Source organism: Streptomyces sp. NPDC040718 (assembly GCF_055593565.1).
Window position 1 is genome coordinate 104528 of sequence record NZ_JBVIXO010000013.1, and the last position, 18853, is coordinate 123380.

The following is an 18853-nucleotide window of genomic DNA, read 5'->3' on the forward strand; positions in this document are numbered from 1 at the left end:
ATCAGCCCTGGACCGCGGCCGGGTCCATCCAGAAGTACTCCCACACGTGGTGGTCCAGGTCCTCGAAGGCGCGCCCGTACATGAAGCCGAGGTCCATGACCGGGCGGGGCTCGGTGGCGCCGGCCGCGAGGGCGGCGTCGACCACCTCGTCGACCTTCTCGCGGCTGTCGGCGCTGAGCGCGACCATGACCTCGGTGGCCTTCGAGGCGTCGGCCACCGGCTTGGTGGCGAACTCCTTGAACTTCTCCTCGGTCAGCAGCATCGCGAAGATGGTGTCGCTGATCACCATGGAGGCGGCCGTCTCGTCGGTGAACTGCGGGTTGAAGGAGTAGCCGAGCTTCTCCCAGAAGGCCTTCGCGGCGTCCAGGTCCTTCACCGGCAGGTTGACGAAGATCATCTGAGCCATCTCGGTTCCTCTTCCCTCGTGTGCGCGTGCGTGGTGCGCGGTACGCGGTGCGTTGTCGAAGGGGTAGACCCGGGGCACCGGCAGAACTCATCGGCGCCCGGCGAAGTTTTTTCAGGAATTACGTTTCCGCAGGTCAGAAGCGCTGGAACGGCGGCGTCCGGCCGCCCGGCGGGCTGTGACGACTGCCCGTGTGCCGGTCGCTCCCGCGTCATGCGGAGTTGGCACCCCGTCCATGCTGCGCCCCTAGGTTCCTCGACGCATGCGACCCCGCGCCCGGCCGGACGCGGGGGCCCTCCTCCCACAGGAGTGACCGTGGAACGTCGTACCTTCCTGCGCGGTGCCGTGATCGGCACCTCCGCCGCCGCCTTCGCCGGAACCCTCAGCCACGGGGCCGCGTACGCCGCGCCGGCCCAGCCGGGCGCCGGGCCCTACGGGGCCCTCGGTGCGGCGGACGCGAACGGGATCATGCTCCCGTCCGGGTTCAGCAGCCGGGTCATCGCCCGCTCCTCGCAGACGGTGAGCGGCACCTCGTACACCTGGCACAGCGCCCCCGACGGCGGTGCGTGCTTCGCGGACGGCAGCGGCTGGATCTACGTGTCGAACTCGGAGATCAACCCGAGCGGCGGCGCGAGCGCGGTGAAGTTCAACTCCTCGGGCACGGTCACCGGGGCGTACCGGATCCTGTCGAACACCCGGCAGAACTGCGCGGGCGGCAAGACCCCGTGGAACACCTGGCTGTCGTGCGAGGAGGTCAGCCTCGGCTACGTCTACGAGACCGACCCGTACGGGGTCAACGCGGCCGTGCAGCGGCCCGCGATGGGCCGCTTCAAACACGAGGCCGCGGCGGCCGACCCGGTGCGCCAGGCGGTCTACCTGACCGAGGACGAGACGAACGGCTGCTTCTACCGGTTCCTGCCCGCCACCTGGGGCAACCTCTCCTCCGGCACGCTCCAGGTCATGGTCGCCGGAAGCGGCACCTCCGGCTCCTTCAGCTGGCAGAACGTGCCGGACCCCGACGGCTCCCCGACCACGACCCGCACCCAGGTCTCCGGCGCCAAGCACTTCAACGGCGGCGAGGGCTGCCACTACGCGAGCGACACCGTCTGGTTCACGACCAAGGGCGACAACCGGGTCTGGCAGCTCAACCTGGCGAGCAGCACCTACGAGCTGGCCTACGACGACTCCCTGGTCCCCGGCGGCGCGGCGCCGCTGACCGGTGTCGACAACGTCACCGGGTCGACGTACGGGGACCTGTACGTCGCGGAGGACGGCGGCAACATGGAGATCTGCGTGATCACCCCGGACGACGTGGTGGCGCCCTTCCTCCGGATCACCGGCCAGTCCTCCTCGGAGATCACCGGCCCCGCCTTCTCCCCGAACGGCGGCCGGCTCTACTTCAGCAGCCAGCGGGGTACGAGCGGCTCCTCGACCGGCGGCATCACCTACGAGGTGACCGGGCCGTTCCGCGTCTGACGCCCGCACCGCGGACACGCGGCCCGGCGGGGAGCAGCCGACCTCCCCGCCGGGCCGCGGACGCGCCCGGTGAACCGATCCTTCAGGAGACCACGGCACCGCCCTTGAGCAGGGCCGCCCCCAGCGGGGTCACCGTGTGCAGGACCGCGTTGCCGTGGCGCAGGGTCGTCACCAGGCCCGCCTCGCGCATCACGCAGGCGTGCTGGCTCGCCGAGGCCAGGGAGACCCCGGCCCGGCGGGCCAGCTCGCTGGTGGTGGCCCCGTCGCCGATGGCCCGCAGCACCACCGAGCGGGTGTGGCCCACCAGCTTGCCCAGGGTGCGCTGGCGCTGCTCCTCGGCCGGCCTGGCGGCCTCCCCGCCCGCCCCCGCGGAGGCCAGCTGCGCGGCGGCCGGGTAGACCAGCACCGGCGGCAGCTCCGGGTCGTGCAGGGTCACGGCCGTCCGGCGGCAGAAGAAGGACGGCTGGAGCAGCAGCCCGCGCCCGCGCAGCCGTACGTCCCGGTCCACCGGGTACTCGCACTCCAGCACCGGGGCCCGCCAGCGCAGCATCGGCGGCAGCGAGGCGAGCAGCTCGTCCGCGCCCCCGTCGAGGAGCGCGCGGCCGCGTGCCGCCCGCTCCGCCTCGACCTGGGCCTGGATGTGCGTCCAGTACGGCTCCACGGCCGCCCGGTGGTACGCGCGCAGCTCGCCCAGCAGCCGGGGCAGGTGCTTGGTGCCGCCGTCGATGAACTCCCGCAGCCGGGCCGGCGGCGGGGTCCCGAAGGCGGCACCGAAGCCCGTCCCGGCCCCGGCGCCCACGAGGGACAGCTCCCGGCGCAGCCGCTCGGGGCGCAGCCCGCGCAGCGCGTCGAGCCCGAGGTCCCACCCGTACTGGCCCTCGGCCGGGGTCAGGAAATCGGGGAAATAGCCGCGAGCCGGTATGAGCGCACCCAGCAGCCTTGTTTCACCATTCAACCTGCTCCGGGTTTCCGTGCGCCATTCGCCGAAGAACCGGGCGTCACGCCGGTCCCTTAAGCGATGAAAACTAAGAATCGTTTCCCACAACGCATCGGGACGCCCTGCCATCCGTACGCGTGCCAGGTCCACTCCAGTGAAATGGATACGAAGCACCGAACCCCCACCTGTGCAACCGCAATCCCCCCGCCCCACGAGTATGCATGCCGTCACACGTGGTCACCACGCCCTTTCGGCCACAGTTGAAACCCCTTTCGGCAGAGGCGTGACAAGCGAAATCCTGTACTCCGCCAGGCACACTCCGGTGCGACCGAAACGCTCCGTGAAGGCCGTGGGGGGCTTTGCGGGGCCTGGCGGTCGGTCGCACCGGGAAGCGCCGACGTGCCTGGCAGATAGGCGGCAGGCGGTGGACGGGTGGGGATCCGTCCACCGCCTGGCGCTGTAATGACATTGTTGAAAATTTCGCGATACGGGACGTCTCGCGAACTGCTCCCGAAATGGGTCGCGCCCTCCCCCGGCAGTCAGGGAACCGGGGGAGGGCGCAGTCAGGGGGGCTCGGTGAGCCCTGGAAGGCCCTCAGGGGGCCCTGCGGGGCCCCGAAGGGCCCCTGGGGGGGTTCAGCGGCTGTCGGAGCCCTTGGCCTCGGCGGCCGCGCGGCCGGCCTCCAGGCGCGCCACCGGGATCCGGAACGGCGAGCAGGAGACGTAGTCGAGGCCGACCTCGTGGAAGAAGTGCACCGACTCCGGGTCGCCGCCGTGCTCACCGCAGACGCCGAGCTTGAGGTCGGGGCGGGTGGCCCGGCCCTGCTCGACCGCGTGGCGCACGAGCGAGCCGACGCCGTCCTTGTCGATCGTCTCGAACGGCGAGACCCCGAAGATGCCCTTCTCCAGGTAGGCCGTGAAGAAGCTGGCCTCGACGTCGTCGCGGGAGAAGCCCCACACCGTCTGGGTCAGGTCGTTCGTGCCGAAGGAGAAGAACTGCGCGGCCTCGGCGATCTGGGCGGCGGTCAGCGCGGCGCGCGGCAGCTCGATCATCGTGCCGATCGACAGCTTGAGGCTGGTGCCGGTGGCGGCCTCGACCTCGGCGATGATCGCGTCGGCCTCCTCGCGGACGATCTCCAGCTCCTGGACGGTGCCCACCAGCGGGACCATGATCTCGGCGCGCGGGTCGCCCTTGGCGTTCTTGCGCTCGGCGGCGGCCTCGGCGATCGCCCGGACCTGCATGGCGAACAGGCCGGGGATGACCAGGCCGAGGCGGACGCCGCGCAGACCCAGCATCGGGTTCTGCTCGTGCAGCTTGTGCACGGCCTGGAGCAGGCGCAGGTCGTTCTCGTTGGCGTCCTTGCGGGACTCGGCGAGGGCGACGCGCACCGACAGCTCGGTGATGTCCGGCAGGAACTCGTGCAGCGGCGGGTCGAGGAGGCGGACGGTGACGGGCAGTCCGTCCATCGCCTCGAACAGCTCGACGAAGTCCTTCTTCTGCAGCGGCAGAAGGGCACTGAGTGCCGCTTCGCGCTCGCCGTCGGTGTCCGCGAGGATCAGGCGCTCGACCATCTCGCGGCGCTCGCCGAGGAACATGTGCTCGGTGCGGCACAGGCCGATGCCCTGGGCGCCGAAGCGGCGGGCGCGCAGCGCGTCCTCGGCGTTGTCGGCGTTGGCGCGGACCCGCAGGCGGCGGACGCGGTCCGCGTACGCCATGATCCGGTGCACGGCGGCGACGAGCTCGTCGGCGTCGTCGGCGCCGGCGTGCATGCGGCCCTCGAAGTACTCGACGACCGGGGACGGCACGACGGGTACCTCACCGAGGTACACCTTGCCGGTGGAGCCGTCGATGGAGACGACGTCGCCCTCTTCGATGACCGTCTCGCCGACCGTCATCCGGCGGCGCTTGGTGTCGACGTCGAGCTCCTCGGCGCCGCAGACGCAGGTCTTGCCCATGCCGCGGGCCACGACGGCGGCGTGCGAGGTCTTGCCGCCGCGCGAGGTCAGGATGCCCTCGGAGGCGATCATGCCGTCGAGGTCGTCCGGGTTGGTCTCGCGGCGGATCAGGATGACCTTCTCGCCGGAGCGGGACCACTTGACGGCCGTGTACGAGTCGAAGACGGCCTTGCCGACCGCGGCGCCCGGGGAGGCGGCGATGCCGCGGCCGAGCAGCTCGGTCTTGGCGTCCTCGTCGAAGCGCGGGAACATCAGCTGCGCCAGCTGGTGGCCCGTGACGCGCTGGAGGGCCTCCGCCTCGCTGATCAGGCCCTGGTCCACGAGCTGGGTGGCGATGCGGAAGGCGGCGCCGGCGGTGCGCTTGCCGACACGGGTCTGGAGCATCCACAGCTGGCCGCGCTCGATGGTGAACTCGATGTCGCAGAGATCCTTGTAGTGGGTCTCCAGCGTCGTCATGATCGTCATGAGCTGGTCGTACGAGGCCTTGTCGATGGCCTCCAGGTCCGCGAGCGGGACCGTGTTGCGGATGCCCGCGACGACGTCCTCGCCCTGGGCGTTCTGCAGGTAGTCGCCGTAGACGCCGGCGTGGCCGCTCGCGGGGTCGCGGGTGAAGGCGACGCCGGTGCCCGAGTCGGGGCCCAGGTTGCCGAAGACCATGGAGCAGACGTTGACCGCGGTGCCCAGGTCGCCGGGGATGCGCTCCTGGCGGCGGTAGAGCTTGGCGCGGTCGGTGTTCCAGGAGTTGAAGACGGCCTCGACGGCGAGGTCGAGCTGCTCGCGGGCGTCCTGGGGGAACTCCCGGCCGGCCTCCTTGGCGACGATCTTCTTGAAGACCTTGACCAGCTTCTTGAGGTCGGCGGCGTCGAGGTCGGTGTCGACGGTGACCTTCTTGGCGGCCTTGGCCTCGTCGAGGGCGTCCTCGAAGAGCTCGCCCTCGACGCCGAGGACGGTCTTGCCGAACATCTGGATGAGGCGGCGGTACGAGTCCCACGCGAAGCGCTCGTTGTCGGCCTGGGCGGCGAGGCCGACGACGGACTCGTCGGAAAGGCCGATGTTGAGGACCGTGTCCATCATGCCCGGCATGGAGAACTTGGCTCCGGAGCGGACGGAGACCAGCAGCGGGTCGTCCGACTGGCCGAGCTTCTTGCCCATCTTCGCCTCGAGGGCGGCGAGGTGCGCGCTGACCTCGTCGCGGAGCTCGGCCGGGGCCGTGCCGCTCTCGAGGTAGACCTTGCAGGCCTCGGTGGTGATGGTGAAGCCGGGAGGGACGGGAAGACCCAGGTTGGTCATCTCGGCGAGGTTGGCCCCCTTGCCGCCGAGAAGGTCCTTGAGGTCCCGGTTGCCCTCGGTGAAGTCGTAGACGAGCTTCTGATCTTTGTTTTCCGACACGGGTCTCGACTCCTCGAGGACTCGGGTGGCTGCCCTGACGGCCAGGAACATACCCAGATCGAAGGCTTCGCGGTACGTCCACTTGGCCGTCATGAGGGCGTAACCACCCGTGCGCCAGTGGATCGAAAGTAACCGGTCGGTAATGCGAACGTACGAAGAGCCTTCAGAAGCCGAAGCGTGAGAGGCCTCCTGAGGCTTGATCGCGCTCGGATGAGCGATCATCGATACATTTGCGTTCAACTCTTGAACGCACAAAGGGTGGCACCCAGTGCCACCCTTTGGAAGTCTTAGCCGTGACTTACGCGCTCATCTGAGCGAAACCCATCCCATGCGTGGCGTATATCACGCGGCACGGAGGGCGATTTCTCAGCCTCCGGACGTGTCCAGCTCGGCGTCCTCGCTCACACCGGCGCAGTCGTAGGGATCCTTCAACCAGCCGTCCGGCAGGACAACTCGGTTGTTTCCGGACGTCCTGCCCCGCGGGCCGTCCGCCCCGTCGGGCCACGGCTGGTCCAGGTCGAGCTCGCTCAGATGAGCGTCCAGCTCGGCCAGGGAGGAGGTGACCGCCAGCTTGCCCCGCATCTCGGAACCGACGGCGAAACCCTTGAGGTACCAGGCGACGTGCTTACGGAAATCGATCACACCGCGCGCCTCGTCGCCGATCCACTCCCCCAGCAGCTGCGCGTGCCGCAGCATGGTGCCCGCGACCTCCCGCAGGTTGGGCTTGTGGAAGTCCTCCGGACGGCCCTCGAAGGCGGCCACGAGGTCGTTGAACAGCCACGGCCGCCCCAGGCAGCCGCGGCCGACCACCACGCCGTCGCAGCCGGTCTCGCGGACCATGCGCAGCGCGTCCTCGGCGCACCAGATGTCGCCGTTGCCGAGCACGGGGATCTCCGGGACGTGCTCCTTGAGCCGGGCGATGGCCTCCCAGTCGGCAGTGCCGCCGTAGTGCTGCGCGGTGGTGCGGCCGTGCAGGGCGATGGCGGTGACCCCCTCCTCGACGGCGATCCGGCCGGCGTCGAGGTAGGTGAGGTGGTCGTCGTCGATGCCCTTGCGCATCTTCATCGTCACCGGCAGGTCGCCGGCGCCCGCGACGGCCTCGCGCAGGATCGCGCGCAGCAGGTTGCGCTTGTACGGGAGGGCCGAGCCGCCGCCCTTGCGGGTGACCTTGGGGACCGGGCAGCCGAAGTTGAGGTCGATGTGGTCGGCGCGGTCCTCTTCGACGATCATGCGGACCGCCTTGCCGACGGTCACGGGGTCCACCCCGTACAGCTGAATCGAGCGCGGCTTTTCCGTCGCGTCGAAGTGGATCAGCTGCATCGTCTTGTCGTTGCGCTCGACCAGGGCGCGCGTCGTGATCATCTCGCTCACGAAAAGCCCCTTGCCGCCCGAGAACTCGCGGCAGAGCGTACGGAACGGGGCGTTGGTGATGCCGGCCATGGGCGCGAGCACCACGGGGGGCTGCACGGTGTGCGGGCCGATCGCGAGGGGCGGGGGGAGCGTGGTCATCCCCCCATTCTCGCCCACGCGGCGTTCGTTAGTTAGCCGTACTATCGGCGGCATGCATCACACGAGTGTCGTGGATCACATGAGCCGCAGGCGCCGGCTGCTGGTGCTGGCGATCTGCTGCATGAGCCTGCTGATCGTCAGCCTGGACAACACCGTCCTGAACGTGGCCCTGCCCGCGATGCGCCGCGAGTTCCACGCCTCGGTCTCGGGGATGCAGTGGACGATCGACGCCTACACCCTGGTCATCGCCTCCCTGCTGATACTGGCCGGGTCCACGGCGGACCGGATCGGGCGCCGCAGGGTCTTCGCCTGGGGCCTGGTCCTCTTCACGGCGGGGTCGGTGCTGTGCTCGCTGGCGCCCGGCCTCGAATGGCTGATCGTCTTCCGGATGCTCCAGGCCGTCGGCGGGGCGATGCTCAACCCGGTCGCCATGTCGATCATCACCAACACCTTCACCGACCCGAAGGAGCGGGCCCGCGCCATCGGCGTCTGGGGCGCGGTCGTCGGCATCTCCATGGCCGCCGGGCCGCTGGTCGGCGGGCTGCTGGTGGACTCGGTGGGCTGGCGGTCCATCTTCTGGGTCAACGTGCCCGTGGGGCTGCTCGCCCTGGTGCTGACCCTGCGGCACGTCCCGGAGTCCCGGTCCGAGCGCCCGCGCCGGCCGGACCCGGTGGGCCAGCTGCTGGTGATGGCGCTGCTCGGCGGGGTGACGTACGCGATCATCGAGGCCCCGGCCGAGGGCTGGAGCTCGCCGCCGATCCTCGGGTGCGCACTGGGAGCGGCGGCCGCGCTGGCCGGGCTGCTGTACTACGAGTCCCGGCGGGCGGACCCGCTGATCGATCCCCGGTTCTTCCGCAGCGCCCCCTTCAGCGGGGCGACCGTGATCGCGGTGAGCACCTTCGCCTCGCTCTCCGGCTTCCTCTTCCTGACCACCCTCTACCTCCAGGAGGTACGGGGGCTGGACGCGCTGGACGCCGGTCTGCACATGCTGCCGATGGCCGCGTTCGCCTTCCTGTGCGCGCCGGTGTCGGGACGGCTGGTCGCCAGCCACGGGCCGCGGCCGTCGCTCCTGATCTCGGGTGTGGCCATGGGGGCGAGCGGGCTGCTGTTCGCGGCGTTCTCGGCGGAGACCTCCACGCCGTTGATGTTCACCGGGTACGTGCTCTTCGGCATCGGCTTCGGCCTGGTCAACGCCCCGATCACGAACACGGCGGTGTCCGGGATGCCGCGCGCCCAGGCGGGGGTGGCGGCCGCGGTGGCCTCCACCAGCCGGCAGACCGGCGGGGCGCTGGGCGTGGCCGTGATCGGGGCGGTGCTGGCGGCGGGCACGGCGGGCGGCGCGGACTTCGCGACGGCGACCCGGCCGGCCTGGTGGATCATCACGGGCTGCGCGTTCCTGGTCCTCGTGGTGGGGGCGGTCACCACCGGTCCGTGGGCCCACGCCACCGCGCTGCGCACGGCGCAGTCCCTCGAACCGTCCGGCGCCGCCCCCTCCGCTCCCCCGCCGGGCCAGTCCCCCGGCCCCGGTCCCCGGATGGACGGCGGCCTGCCCCCGGCCCCGGGCCCGGCCCCGGCGGGCTGACCTCCCCGCGACGAGCACGCTCCCGTGCGGCCGGACCCCTTCCCGGGTCCGGCCGCACTCGTGTGTCCACACCCCCTCCCGGCGCACCCCTCTCACGCTCACGGATGACAGATATTGAAATCTGTCATCCGTCATGCCATTCTCGTTCCATGACGACGAACGAGAACACCACCACCGCCACCGCTTGCACCCCCGCCCCCACCCGCAGGCTGGGCGCCACCGGCCCCGCCGTCTTCTCCCTGGGTCTGGGCTGCATGGGCATGTCCGCCCTCTACGGCGAGGCCGACCGGGCCGAGTCCCTCGCGACCATCCACGCCTACCTGGAGGCCGCTCCCGAGGGCGCGGCCACGCTGCTCGACACGGGCGACTTCTACGGCATGGGCCACAACGAACTGCTGATCAACGAGGCCCTCCGCACGGCGCCGACCGCGGCCCGCGAGCAGGCGCTGACCAGCGTCAAGTTCGGTGCGCTGCGCACGGTCGAGGGCGGCTTCACGGGCTACGACGGCCGGCCCGCGGCCGTGAAGAACTTCCTGGCCTACTCGCTCCAGCGGCTCGGCCGGGACCACATCGACATCTACCGGATCGCCCGCGTGGACCCGGACGTCCCGATCGAGGAGACGGTCGGCGCCATCGCCGAGGCCGTCCAGGCGGGACACGTCCGGCACATCGGCCTCTCGGAGGTCGGCGCGGACAGCCTGCGCCGGGCCGCGGCCGTCGCCCCGATCTCGGACCTCCAGATCGAGTACTCCCTGATCTCGCGCGGCATCGAGGAGGAGATCCTGCCGGCGGCCCGCGAGCTCGGCATCGGCGTCACGGCGTACGGGGTGCTGTCCCGCGGCCTGATCAGCGGGCACTTCGCCCGTGACCGCGCCCTGGCCCCCGGCGACTTCCGAGGCATGAGCCCGCGCTTCCAGGGCGACAACCTGCACCGCAACCTCGACCTGGTCGACGCCCTGCGCAAGGTCGCCGAGGAGAAGGGGGTCACCGTCGCCCAGACCGCGATCGCCTGGGTGCTGTCCCGGGGCGAGGACATCGTGCCCCTGGTCGGCGCCCGGCGCCGGGACCGCCTGACCGAGGCACTGGGTGCCATGCGGGTGGAGCTGACCGCCGCCGACCTCGACGCCATCGAGCAGGCCGTCCCGGCGGGCTCGGCGGCCGGCGAGCGCTACCCGGCGGCGCAGATGGCCCACCTCGACAGCGAGCACTGAGCTGGCGGTACGGTCGTACCCATGCCCTCCGCTGCCGCCGAGCCCCTCACCCCCGAGCGCATCCTCGAAACCACCGAGGAGGTGCTGCGCCGTTTCGGCCCCACCAAGGCGACCGTCGTGGACGTCGCGCGCGCCCTGGGGGTGAGCCACGGCAGCGTCTACCGCCACTTCCCCTCGAAGGCGGCGCTGCGCGAGGCGGTCACGGACCGGTGGCTCGCCAAGAGCGTGGTCATGCTGGAGGAGATCGCCTCGGCGCCCGGGGAGCCCGCGCCCTCCAAGCTGGAGTCCTGGCTGGAGGCCCTCTTCGAAGCCAAGCGGCACAAGGCGGGCGACGATCCCGAGCTGTTCGCGACGTACACGGTGCTGCTCGGCGAGAACAGCGGGGTGGTCGACGCGCACCTCGGCGAGCTGATCGAACAGCTGACGCGGATCATCGCCGAAGGGGTCGCGGCCGGCACCCTGGCCGCGCCCGACGTCCCTGCGGCCGCGCGCGCCGTCTTCGACGCCACGGGCCGGTTCCACGACCCGCAGTACGTGGCGGACTGGCTCTCCCCCACCATCCTCACGGAGTTCGAGGCCGTCACGGCGCTGCTCATCCGGGGCCTGCGCCCCTGAACGGGCCCCGCCGCCGGCCCCGTCGCGAGTCCCACTGACCGGAATCATCCCTTCCGGACGGCTTGGCGATCATTTTGGGCATGTCGTCTTGTACATGTCAGTACCGGCTCCTTACGGTCCCCTTACCGCACTCTTCAGGTACGTCCAGGGGGACCCCTTGTCCACAGCAGCAGTACAGCCGTCGCCACCCGCACGGTCGGGCCGAGCCGCCGCGATCGGCTTGATCCTGACCATCGCCTTCAACGTGGTCGCGCCGATCCTCACCTACAACATCCTCAAAGAGGACCACGGCTGGAGCGAGGCCTCGGCACTCCTGGTCAGCGGCGTCTGGCCGGTGCTCGACACCGTCATCATGGTCGCCTGGCGGCGCAAGCTCGACGAGTTCGCCGTCATCGCCCTGGTGTTCCTCGCGATCACTGCCGTGGTCTCCCTCGTCGGCGCCCAGTCCGCCCGCGCCCTGCTGGTCAAGGACTCCGCGGTGACGGGGCTGTTCGGCCTCCTGTGCCTGGCCACGCTGCTCGCGCCGCGGCCGCTGATGTTCTACTTCGGCCGGAAGTTCGGCACGGACGGCACCCCGGCGGGCTTGGCCTACTACAACGGCCTGTGGCAGTACGAGGGCTTCCGCAACGCCCAGCGCCGTATGACCCTGGTCTGGGGCGTGGTCTACATCATCGAGGCGGCCGTACGGATCGTCCTGTCGTACGTGTTGGACACCTCCACCATGGTGACCCTCAGCCCGTTCATGATCTACGCGGTGCTCGGCGGCCTGGCCCTCTGGACGGTCCGCTTCGTCAAGCGCACCAAGGCGGAGGGCGAGAGGCTCGCGGCGGCCGCCGCGGCCGCCACCGCAGCGGCGGCGGAGGGCTCCGCCGTCTGACGCCCCGCACCACACGCACGAAGACCGGTGGCCCGGTGCGCGGATCGCGCACCGGGCCACCGGTCTTGGACGTACGGGCGGGAACTAGCAGCCGAGCAGACGGCTGCCGAGGTAGCTCTGGATCTGGTCCAGGGACACCCGCTCCTGCTTCATGGTGTCGCGCTCGCGCACGGTCACGGCGTTGTCGTCGAGGGTGTCGAAGTCGACGGTGACGCAGAACGGCGTACCGATCTCGTCCTGACGGCGGTAGCGGCGGCCGATGGCGCCCGCGTCGTCGAACTCGATGTTCCAGTTCTTGCGCAGGTCGGCGGCGAGGCCCTTGGCCTTCGGCGACAGGTTCGCGTTGCGCGACAGCGGGAGGACGGCGACCTTGACCGGCGCGAGGCGCGGGTCGAAGCGCATGACCGTGCGCTTCTCCATGGCGCCCTTGGCGTTGGGGGCCTCGTCCTCGACGTACGCGTCGAGCATGAAGGCGAGCATGGCGCGGTTGACGCCGGCCGCCGGCTCGATGACGTACGGGGTGTACTTCTCCTGGGCCTCCTGGTCGTAGAAGACCAGGTCGGTGCCGGAGGCGGCGGAGTGCGCCTTCAGGTCGTAGTCGGTGCGGTTGGCCACGCCCTCCAGCTCGGAGAACTCGCTGCCGCCGAAGTTGAAGCGGTACTCGATGTCGGCGGTGCGCTTCGAGTAGTGGGACAGCTTCTCCGCCGGGTGGTCGTACCAGCGCATGTTCTCCTCACGGAGACCCAGGCCGCGGTACCAGTTCCACCGCTCCTGCATCCAGTACTCCTGCCACTGGTCGTCCTCGCCCGGCTTGACGAAGAACTCCATCTCCATCTGCTCGAACTCGCGGGTGCGGAAGATGAAGTTGCCGGGCGTGATCTCGTTGCGGAAGGACTTGCCCATCTGCGCGATGCCGAACGGGGGCTTCTTGCGCGACGAGGTCTGCACCATGGCGAAGTTGGTGAAGATGCCCTGGGCCGTCTCGGGGCGCAGGTACGCCTTCGAGCCGGTGTCCTGGGTCGGGCCGAGGTGGGTCTCCAGCATGCCGGAGAACTGCTTCGGCTCGGTGAACTGGCCCTTCACACCGCAGTGCGGGCAGTTGATGTCGGCCAGACCGTTCTCGGGGAGGCGGCCGTGCTTGGCCTCGTACGCCTCTTCCAGGTGGTCGGCGCGCTGGCGCTTGTGACAGGAGGTGCACTCGGTCAGCGGGTCGGAGAACGTGGCGACGTGGCCCGAGGCCACCCAGACCTCGGGGGCCAGGATCACGGAGGAGTCGAGGCCGACGACGTCCTCACGCCCGGTGACCATGGCCTTCCACCACTGGCGCTTGATGTTCTCCTTGAGCTCGACACCGAGCGGGCCGTAGTCCCAGGCAGCCCTGGAGCCGCCGTAGATGTCACTGCACGGGTAAACGAAGCCACGGCGCTTGCTCAGGCTGACGATGGTTTCGATCTTGTCGGCGGCCACGGTGCTCTCTTCATTACGAGGACGAACGCGAATGCCTCAGGTTACCGGCGCCCGCACCCCCCCTTTCAAATCGGGTATGCCCTTCCGCGCCCCCGGCTACCCCTCCCACCAGGTTTTTTGACAACGGTTTCCATCTTTGATGAAAATGGATGTCATGAACGTACGACGCCTCATACCCACGACCGCCCTCGCCGCCGCCGTCGCCCTCGGCGCGACGGCCCTCACCGCATGCTCCGGCACGGCCGGCGCGGCGGGCACGGCGGACGGGAAGCTGCACGTGACGGCGTCGTTCTACCCCCTGCAGTTCCTCGCCGAGCAGATAGGCGGGGACCACGTGAAGGTCGACACCCTGACCAAGCCGGGCGTCGAGCCGCACGACCTGGAGATCACCCCGAAGCAGACCGGGAAGCTCTCCGAGTCGGACGTGGTCCTCTACCTCAAGTCGCTCCAGCCCGCGGTTGACAAGGCCGTCGAGCAGTCCGGCGTGAAGAACGTCGTGGACGCGGCCACCCTCACCAAGCTGGAGGTCCACGGCGGCGAAGGCCACGAGGGCCACGACCACGCCGCCGAGGGCGAAGGCGGCCACGACCACGCCCACGGCGAGGCCGGCGAGGACCCGCACGTCTGGCTCGACCCGACCAAGTACGCCGAGATCGCCAAGGGCTTCGGCGCCGCCCTGGAGAAGGCCGACCCCGGCCACGCGGCGGACTACAAGAAGAACACCGGCGAACTCGTCGCCAAGCTGGGCGCGTTGGACACCGAGTTCAAGGACGGCCTGAAGAACACGGCCTCCAGGACCTTCATCACCACCCACTCCGCCTTCGGCTACCTCGCCGAGCGCTACGGCCTCGACCAGGAGGGCATCTCCGGCGTCGACCCCGAGGCCGAGCCCAGCCCGGCCCGGATGAAGGAACTCCAGGCCGTCGCGAAGAAGGACAATGTCACCACCGTCTTCTTCGAGACCCTGGCCAGCGACAAGACCGCCAAGAGCCTCGCCCGCGACACCGGCCTGACCACCGACGTCCTCGACCCCCTGGAGGGCATCGGCGACACGTCACAGGGCGCCGACTACTTCGAGGTCATGCGGTCCAACCTGAAGAACCTCCAGAAGGCACTCGGAGCCAAGTGATGACAGCAGCAACGGAGGCGCGTGCCATGCAGTCCACTCCACGAGGGGCCGAGGACCAGCCCGTCATATCCCTGCGCGGGGCCACGGCCACGCTCGGCTCGCGCCCCGTGCTGCGCGGCATCGACCTCACCGTCCACCGCGGCGAGGTCGTCGCCCTGCTCGGCGCCAACGGCTCCGGCAAGTCCACCGCCGTCCGCGCCGTCGTCGGCCAGGTCCCGCTCACCGGCGGGGAGCTGTCGCTCTTCGGCACCGAGTTCAAGCGCTTCCGCCAGTGGTCCCGGATCGGTTACGTCCCCCAGCGCACCACCGCCGCCAGCGGCGTCCCCGCCACCGTCCGGGAGGTCGTCTCCTCCGGCCGCCTGGCCCGCTCCCGCTTCGGGATCCTGCGCAAGGCCGACAAGGCCGCCGTCGAGCGGGCCCTGTCCCTGGTCGACATGGACGGCTACGCCGACGCCTCGGTCAACGCCCTCTCCGGCGGCCAGCACCAGCGCGTGCTGATCGCCCGGGCCCTCGCCGTCGAACCCGAACTGCTGATCATGGACGAGCCGATGGCGGGGGTGGACCTGGGCAACCAGGAGGTTCTCGCGAACGCCGTGAGGCAGCAGGTGGCCGCCGGCACCACCGTCCTGCTCGTCCTGCACGAGCTGGGCCCCCTGGAGCCGCTGATCGACCGGGCGATCGTCCTGCGCGACGGGTGCGTCACCCACGACGGCCCGCCCCCGGAGGCCGTGGGCCAGCACGCCCTGCCCGGCCACGACCACGTACACCCCCACGCGGCGCACGACGCCGAGCCCCTGCGGACGGGACTGCTGAGCTGATGGACCTCCTGAACTTCGCCTTCATGCAGCGCGCGCTGATCGCCGCCGCGCTGGTCGGCATCACCGCCCCCGCCATCGGCACGTACCTCGTCCAGCGCCGCCAGGCCGTCATGGGCGACGGCCTGGGGCACGTCGCCATGACCGGTGTCGCGCTCGGCTTCGTCCTCCACACCAGCCCCGTGTGGATGGCCACCCTGGTCGCCGTCGCCGGCGCGGTCGGCATGGAACTGATCCGCTCCCGCGGCAAGACCAGCGGCGACGTGGCCCTGTCGATGCTCTTCTACGGCGGCCTGGCCGGCGGCGTGATGATCATCAACGTCGGGGGCGGCTCCACGACCAACCTGCTCAGCGCCATGTTCGGCTCGATCACCACCGTCACGCCCGAAGACCTCACGGCGATGGCGATCCTCGCCGCGTTCGTCCTCGTCGTCACCGTCGGCATGCGCCGCCAGCTCTTCGCCGTCTGCCAGGACGAGGAGTTCGCCCGGGTCACCGGCCTGCCGGTGCGCGCGCTGAACCTGCTGCTCGCCGTCACCGCCGCCGTCACGGTCACCGTCGCGATGCGCATCGTGGGCCTGCTGCTGGTCAGCGCCATGATGGTGATCCCGGTGGCGGCCGCGCAGCGGCTCACTCGCGGGTTCGCGGCGACCCTGGGCCTGGGCATCGCGATCAGCCTCGCCGTCTCCCTGACCGGCACGGCGGCCACGTACTACATCGACGCGCCGTCGGGCGCCACGATCGTGCTCCTCGCGATCGGCGTCTTCATGGTGCTGACGGGCCTGTCCGCGCCGCTGGCCAGGCGCCGTGCCAAGGCCACCCGCGCCACCCGGGAGGTCTGCGTCCGGGACGACGTGAAGGTCTAGGGGCCGCGCGGCCGCCTGGCACAATGGCGGCAGGCCGAAACGAGGAGGAACCGGTGGCGACTGCGCCTGGCGACATGGGTACCGCGCCAGTACGAGGGCGATCCACCCGGCAGCGGGCAGCCGTGGCGGCGGCGCTGGACGAGGTGGACGAGTTCCGCAGCGCCCAGGAGCTGCACGACATGCTCAAGCACCGCGGTGACTCCGTGGGCCTGACCACCGTGTACCGCACCCTCCAGTCCCTCGCGGACGCCGGCGAGGTCGACGTGCTGCGCACCAGCGACGGCGAGTCCGTGTACCGGCGCTGCTCCACCGGCGAGCACCACCACCACCTGGTGTGCCGCAAGTGCGGCAAGGCGGTCGAGGTGGAGGGCCCGGCCGTGGAGAAGTGGGCGGAGTCGATCGCTGCCGAGCACGGCTTCGTGAACGTGGCGCACACCGTGGAGGTCTTCGGCACCTGCGCGGACTGCGCCGCCGCCGGCTAGGGCCTAACCGAGCGGGGTCAGGTTCCGGTCGAAGAGCGATCGGATCCGGTCGAGGTGCTCGGGGGCCCGGGCGGCGCGCTTCGGCAGCCAGCCGAGGTCCCCGTTGACGAAGACGAAGACGAACAGGTTCCGGGTCTCCGCCCAGCCCTTGTACCTGTCCCACTTGTAGGCCACCGCCGTCCCGTCGGGCCGGTGGTTCTGCATGCCCCGCTCGGTGACCACGCACTCGTACTCGGGGTGCTCCGCGGCCCAGCGGTACATCCGGCGCGCGAGGCGCCACAGGTCCAGGCAGAGGAAGACGGCGCCGAACGCCAGCCCCACCCCGCCCGCGAAGGCCAGGCCGGCCGGGTCCACCGCCCGGCCGTGCTGGGCGGTGATCAGCGCGAGCGGCGCCACGGGGAGCACCACCAGCCACAGCAGCAGCTGCCTGCGGCCCCCGGGCGCTCTCAGGGCGCGCCAGCGCAGCACTTCCCACACGTCGCGGCGGGAAGCGCCGTAGTACAGCCCCGCCGCCCGACCAGTCATGTCCATGGCGGCGGAGCCTAGCGGAGGGTTCAGCTCCCGGAGCCCTCGGGCTGGTTCGGGACGGCGCCGCCGAAGCGGCGGTCGCGCTGCGCGTACTCCAGGCAGGCGTCCCAGAGGTTGCGGCGGTCGAAGTCCGGCCACAGCACGTCCTGGAAGACCATCTCGGCGTACGCGCTCTGCCAGATCAGGTAGTTGGAGGTGCGCTGCTCGCCGCTGGGGCGCAGGAACAGGTCCACGTCCGGCATGTCCGGGTAGTAGATGTACTTGGCGAAGGTCTTCTCGTTGACCTTCGACGGGTCCAGCTTGCCCGCGGCCACGTCGCGGGCGATCGCCTGCGCCGCGTCCGCGATCTCGGCGCGGCCGCCGTAGTTGACGCAGAAGTACAGGGTCATGGCGTCGTTGTCGACGGTCTGCTCCTGCGCGATCTGGAGCTCCTGCACGACGGACTTCCACATCTTCGGCATGCGGCCGACCCAGCGGATGCGGATGCCGAGCTCGTTCATCTCGTCGCGGCGGCGGCGGATGACGTCGCGGTTGAAGTTCATCAGGAAGCGGACCTCGTCCGGCGTGCGCTTCCAGTTCTCCGTCGAGAAGGCGTAGAGGGAGAGGTTCTTGACGCCCATCTCCAGGCAGCCCTTGAGCACGTCGAGGACGACGCCCTCGCCGACCTTGTGCCCCTCGGTGCGCGGCAGGCCGCGCTCCTTGGCCCAGCGGCCGTTGCCGTCCATCACGATGGCGACGTGGTTCGGGACCAGCTCGCCGGGGATCTTCGGCGGACGCGCACCGGACGGGTGCGGCTCGGGAACCTTGTACTCGCGGCGAGAGCGTCCCAGAATCCCGCGTCGTGCCATGTGCCCAGCTCCTATTTCTCGACGTATCGGAGGGAGCGTAGCCCGCGCTCCAGATGCCAGTGCAAATAGGCCGAGACCAGCCCGCTGCCCTCCCGCGCGTGGCGCGCCTCGCAGGCGTCCGCGTGCTTCCAGTCGCCCGTCAGCAGGGCGCTGAGCAGGGCGATGGCCTCCGACGAGGGTACGACGGAGCCCGGCACCCGGCAGTCCCCGCATATGACCCCGCCGGCGGCGACGGAGAAGTGCCGGTTGGGGCCGTGGATCCCGCACTTCGCGCAGTCCTCGAAGCTGGGGGCGTAGCCGTTGACGGCGAGGGAGCGCAGCAGGAAGGCGTCGAGGATCAGGTGCGGCTCGTGCTCGCCCCGCGAGAGCGTGCGCAGGGCTCCGACCAGCAGCAGGTACTGCTGTACGGCGGGCTCGCCCTCGTTCTCGGTGAAGCGCTCGGCGGTCTCCAGCATGGCCGTGCCGGCGGTGTAGCGGGCGTAGTCGGTGGCGATGCCGTTGCCGTAGGGAGCGATGATCTCGGTCTGGGTGCACAGCGGCAGGCTGCGGCCGATCAGCTCGCTGCCGCGCGCGAAGAACTGCACGTCGGCGTGGGAGAAAGGTTCCAGCCCGGCGCCGAACTTGGACTTGGTGCGCCGCACCCCCCGGGCGACGGCCCGGACGCGGCCGTGGCCGCGGGTGAGGAGCGTGATGATGCGGTCCGCCTCACCCAGCTTCTGGGTGCGCAGCACGATGCCGTCGTCGCGGAACAGACTCATGGCCCC

The 18853-nt window shown here is 70.5% G+C and carries 17 protein-coding genes; 9 read left to right on the forward strand and 8 right to left on the reverse strand.

Annotation, left to right across the window (positions count from 1 at the left end; translation table 11 throughout):
* Position 1: 1 nt before the first annotated feature.
* Complete coding sequence (locus tag ACZ597_RS27800) at positions 2 to 406, reverse strand: VOC family protein (protein WP_471335440.1); 405 nt, start codon at positions 404 to 406, stop codon at positions 2 to 4.
* A 312-nt stretch (positions 407 to 718) separates the two neighbouring features.
* On the opposite strand from ACZ597_RS27800, the gene ACZ597_RS27805 reads away from it, so the two are divergent.
* The gene (locus tag ACZ597_RS27805; protein WP_471335443.1) at positions 719 to 1879 is read left to right on the forward strand and encodes an alkaline phosphatase PhoX; all 1161 of its coding nucleotides are present in this window, start codon (positions 719 to 721) and stop codon (positions 1877 to 1879) included.
* Positions 1880 to 1961: 82 nt separating this feature from the next.
* Here ACZ597_RS27805 and ACZ597_RS27810 read toward each other — a convergent pair whose 3' ends face one another.
* The 3 genes from ACZ597_RS27810 to dusB form a co-directional block, all read right to left on the reverse strand.
* Positions 1962 to 2990: an ArsR/SmtB family transcription factor gene (locus ACZ597_RS27810; RefSeq protein ID WP_471335446.1), complete on the reverse strand. Its 1029-nt coding sequence runs from the start codon at positions 2988 to 2990 to the stop codon at positions 1962 to 1964.
* Positions 2991 to 3451: 461 nt separating this feature from the next.
* Positions 3452 to 6160 carry a pyruvate, phosphate dikinase gene (gene ppdK / locus ACZ597_RS27815; protein WP_471335449.1) on the reverse strand — a complete coding sequence of 903 codons (2709 nt, stop codon included), beginning with the start codon at positions 6158 to 6160 and terminating at the stop codon, positions 3452 to 3454.
* A 366-nt stretch (positions 6161 to 6526) separates the two neighbouring features.
* Positions 6527 to 7669 carry a tRNA dihydrouridine synthase DusB gene (gene dusB / locus ACZ597_RS27820; protein WP_470972238.1) on the reverse strand — a complete coding sequence of 381 codons (1143 nt, stop codon included), beginning with the start codon at positions 7667 to 7669 and terminating at the stop codon, positions 6527 to 6529.
* A 52-nt stretch (positions 7670 to 7721) separates the two neighbouring features.
* On the opposite strand from dusB, the gene ACZ597_RS27825 reads away from it, so the two are divergent.
* From ACZ597_RS27825 to ACZ597_RS27840, 4 genes are all read left to right on the forward strand, one after another.
* On the forward strand, positions 7722 to 9251 hold the full coding sequence (locus ACZ597_RS27825; protein ID WP_471335453.1) for an MFS transporter: 1530 nt from the start codon (positions 7722 to 7724) through the stop codon (positions 9249 to 9251).
* A gap of 149 nt (positions 9252 to 9400) precedes the next feature.
* Positions 9401 to 10462 (forward strand): aldo/keto reductase, encoded by a 1062-nt coding sequence (locus ACZ597_RS27830; protein WP_471335455.1) that lies wholly within the window; start codon positions 9401 to 9403, stop codon positions 10460 to 10462.
* A 21-nt stretch (positions 10463 to 10483) separates the two neighbouring features.
* Entirely contained in the window at positions 10484 to 11077 is a 594-nt protein-coding gene (locus ACZ597_RS27835; protein WP_471335458.1) for a TetR/AcrR family transcriptional regulator, read from the forward strand.
* Positions 11078 to 11234: 157 nt separating this feature from the next.
* Positions 11235 to 11954: a VC0807 family protein gene (locus ACZ597_RS27840; protein ID WP_471335461.1), complete on the forward strand. Its 720-nt coding sequence runs from the start codon at positions 11235 to 11237 to the stop codon at positions 11952 to 11954.
* 84 nt (positions 11955 to 12038) lie between these two features.
* On the opposite strand, the gene ACZ597_RS27845 is transcribed toward ACZ597_RS27840, so the two are convergent.
* Positions 12039 to 13421 (reverse strand): glycine--tRNA ligase, encoded by a 1383-nt coding sequence (locus tag ACZ597_RS27845; RefSeq protein WP_385771253.1) that lies wholly within the window; start codon positions 13419 to 13421, stop codon positions 12039 to 12041.
* Positions 13422 to 13575: 154 nt separating this feature from the next.
* Between ACZ597_RS27845 and ACZ597_RS27850 the strand changes: the two genes are divergently transcribed.
* The 4 genes from ACZ597_RS27850 (at position 13576) to ACZ597_RS27865 (ending at position 16713) form a co-directional block, all read left to right on the forward strand.
* Positions 13576 to 14550 (forward strand): metal ABC transporter substrate-binding protein, encoded by a 975-nt coding sequence (locus tag ACZ597_RS27850; RefSeq protein WP_471335464.1) that lies wholly within the window; start codon positions 13576 to 13578, stop codon positions 14548 to 14550.
* Positions 14550 to 15368: a metal ABC transporter ATP-binding protein gene (locus tag ACZ597_RS27855; RefSeq protein WP_471335467.1), complete on the forward strand. Its 819-nt coding sequence runs from the start codon at positions 14550 to 14552 to the stop codon at positions 15366 to 15368. Before ACZ597_RS27850 ends, ACZ597_RS27855 begins: the two co-directional genes overlap by 1 nt.
* Positions 15368 to 16231 (forward strand): metal ABC transporter permease, encoded by an 864-nt coding sequence (locus tag ACZ597_RS27860; RefSeq protein ID WP_471335470.1) that lies wholly within the window; start codon positions 15368 to 15370, stop codon positions 16229 to 16231. Before ACZ597_RS27855 ends, ACZ597_RS27860 begins: the two co-directional genes overlap by 1 nt.
* 74 nt (positions 16232 to 16305) lie before the next feature.
* Positions 16306 to 16713: a Fur family transcriptional regulator gene (locus tag ACZ597_RS27865; RefSeq protein ID WP_471335631.1), complete on the forward strand. Its 408-nt coding sequence runs from the start codon at positions 16306 to 16308 to the stop codon at positions 16711 to 16713.
* Positions 16714 to 16716: 3 nt separating this feature from the next.
* Here ACZ597_RS27865 and ACZ597_RS27870 read toward each other — a convergent pair whose 3' ends face one another.
* From ACZ597_RS27870 to recO, 3 genes are read right to left on the reverse strand one after another with little or no spacing between them, the layout of a single operon-like run.
* Positions 16717 to 17244, reverse strand: coding sequence for a YcxB family protein (locus ACZ597_RS27870; protein ID WP_471335473.1), 528 nt, complete (start codon positions 17242 to 17244; stop codon positions 16717 to 16719).
* Positions 17245 to 17267: 23 nt separating this feature from the next.
* Positions 17268 to 18089: an isoprenyl transferase gene (locus tag ACZ597_RS27875; protein WP_471335475.1), complete on the reverse strand. Its 822-nt coding sequence runs from the start codon at positions 18087 to 18089 to the stop codon at positions 17268 to 17270.
* A gap of 11 nt (positions 18090 to 18100) precedes the next feature.
* The gene (gene recO / locus ACZ597_RS27880) at positions 18101 to 18847 is read right to left on the reverse strand and encodes a DNA repair protein RecO (protein ID WP_385771248.1); all 747 of its coding nucleotides are present in this window, start codon (positions 18845 to 18847) and stop codon (positions 18101 to 18103) included.
* Positions 18848 to 18853 lie beyond the last annotated feature (6 nt).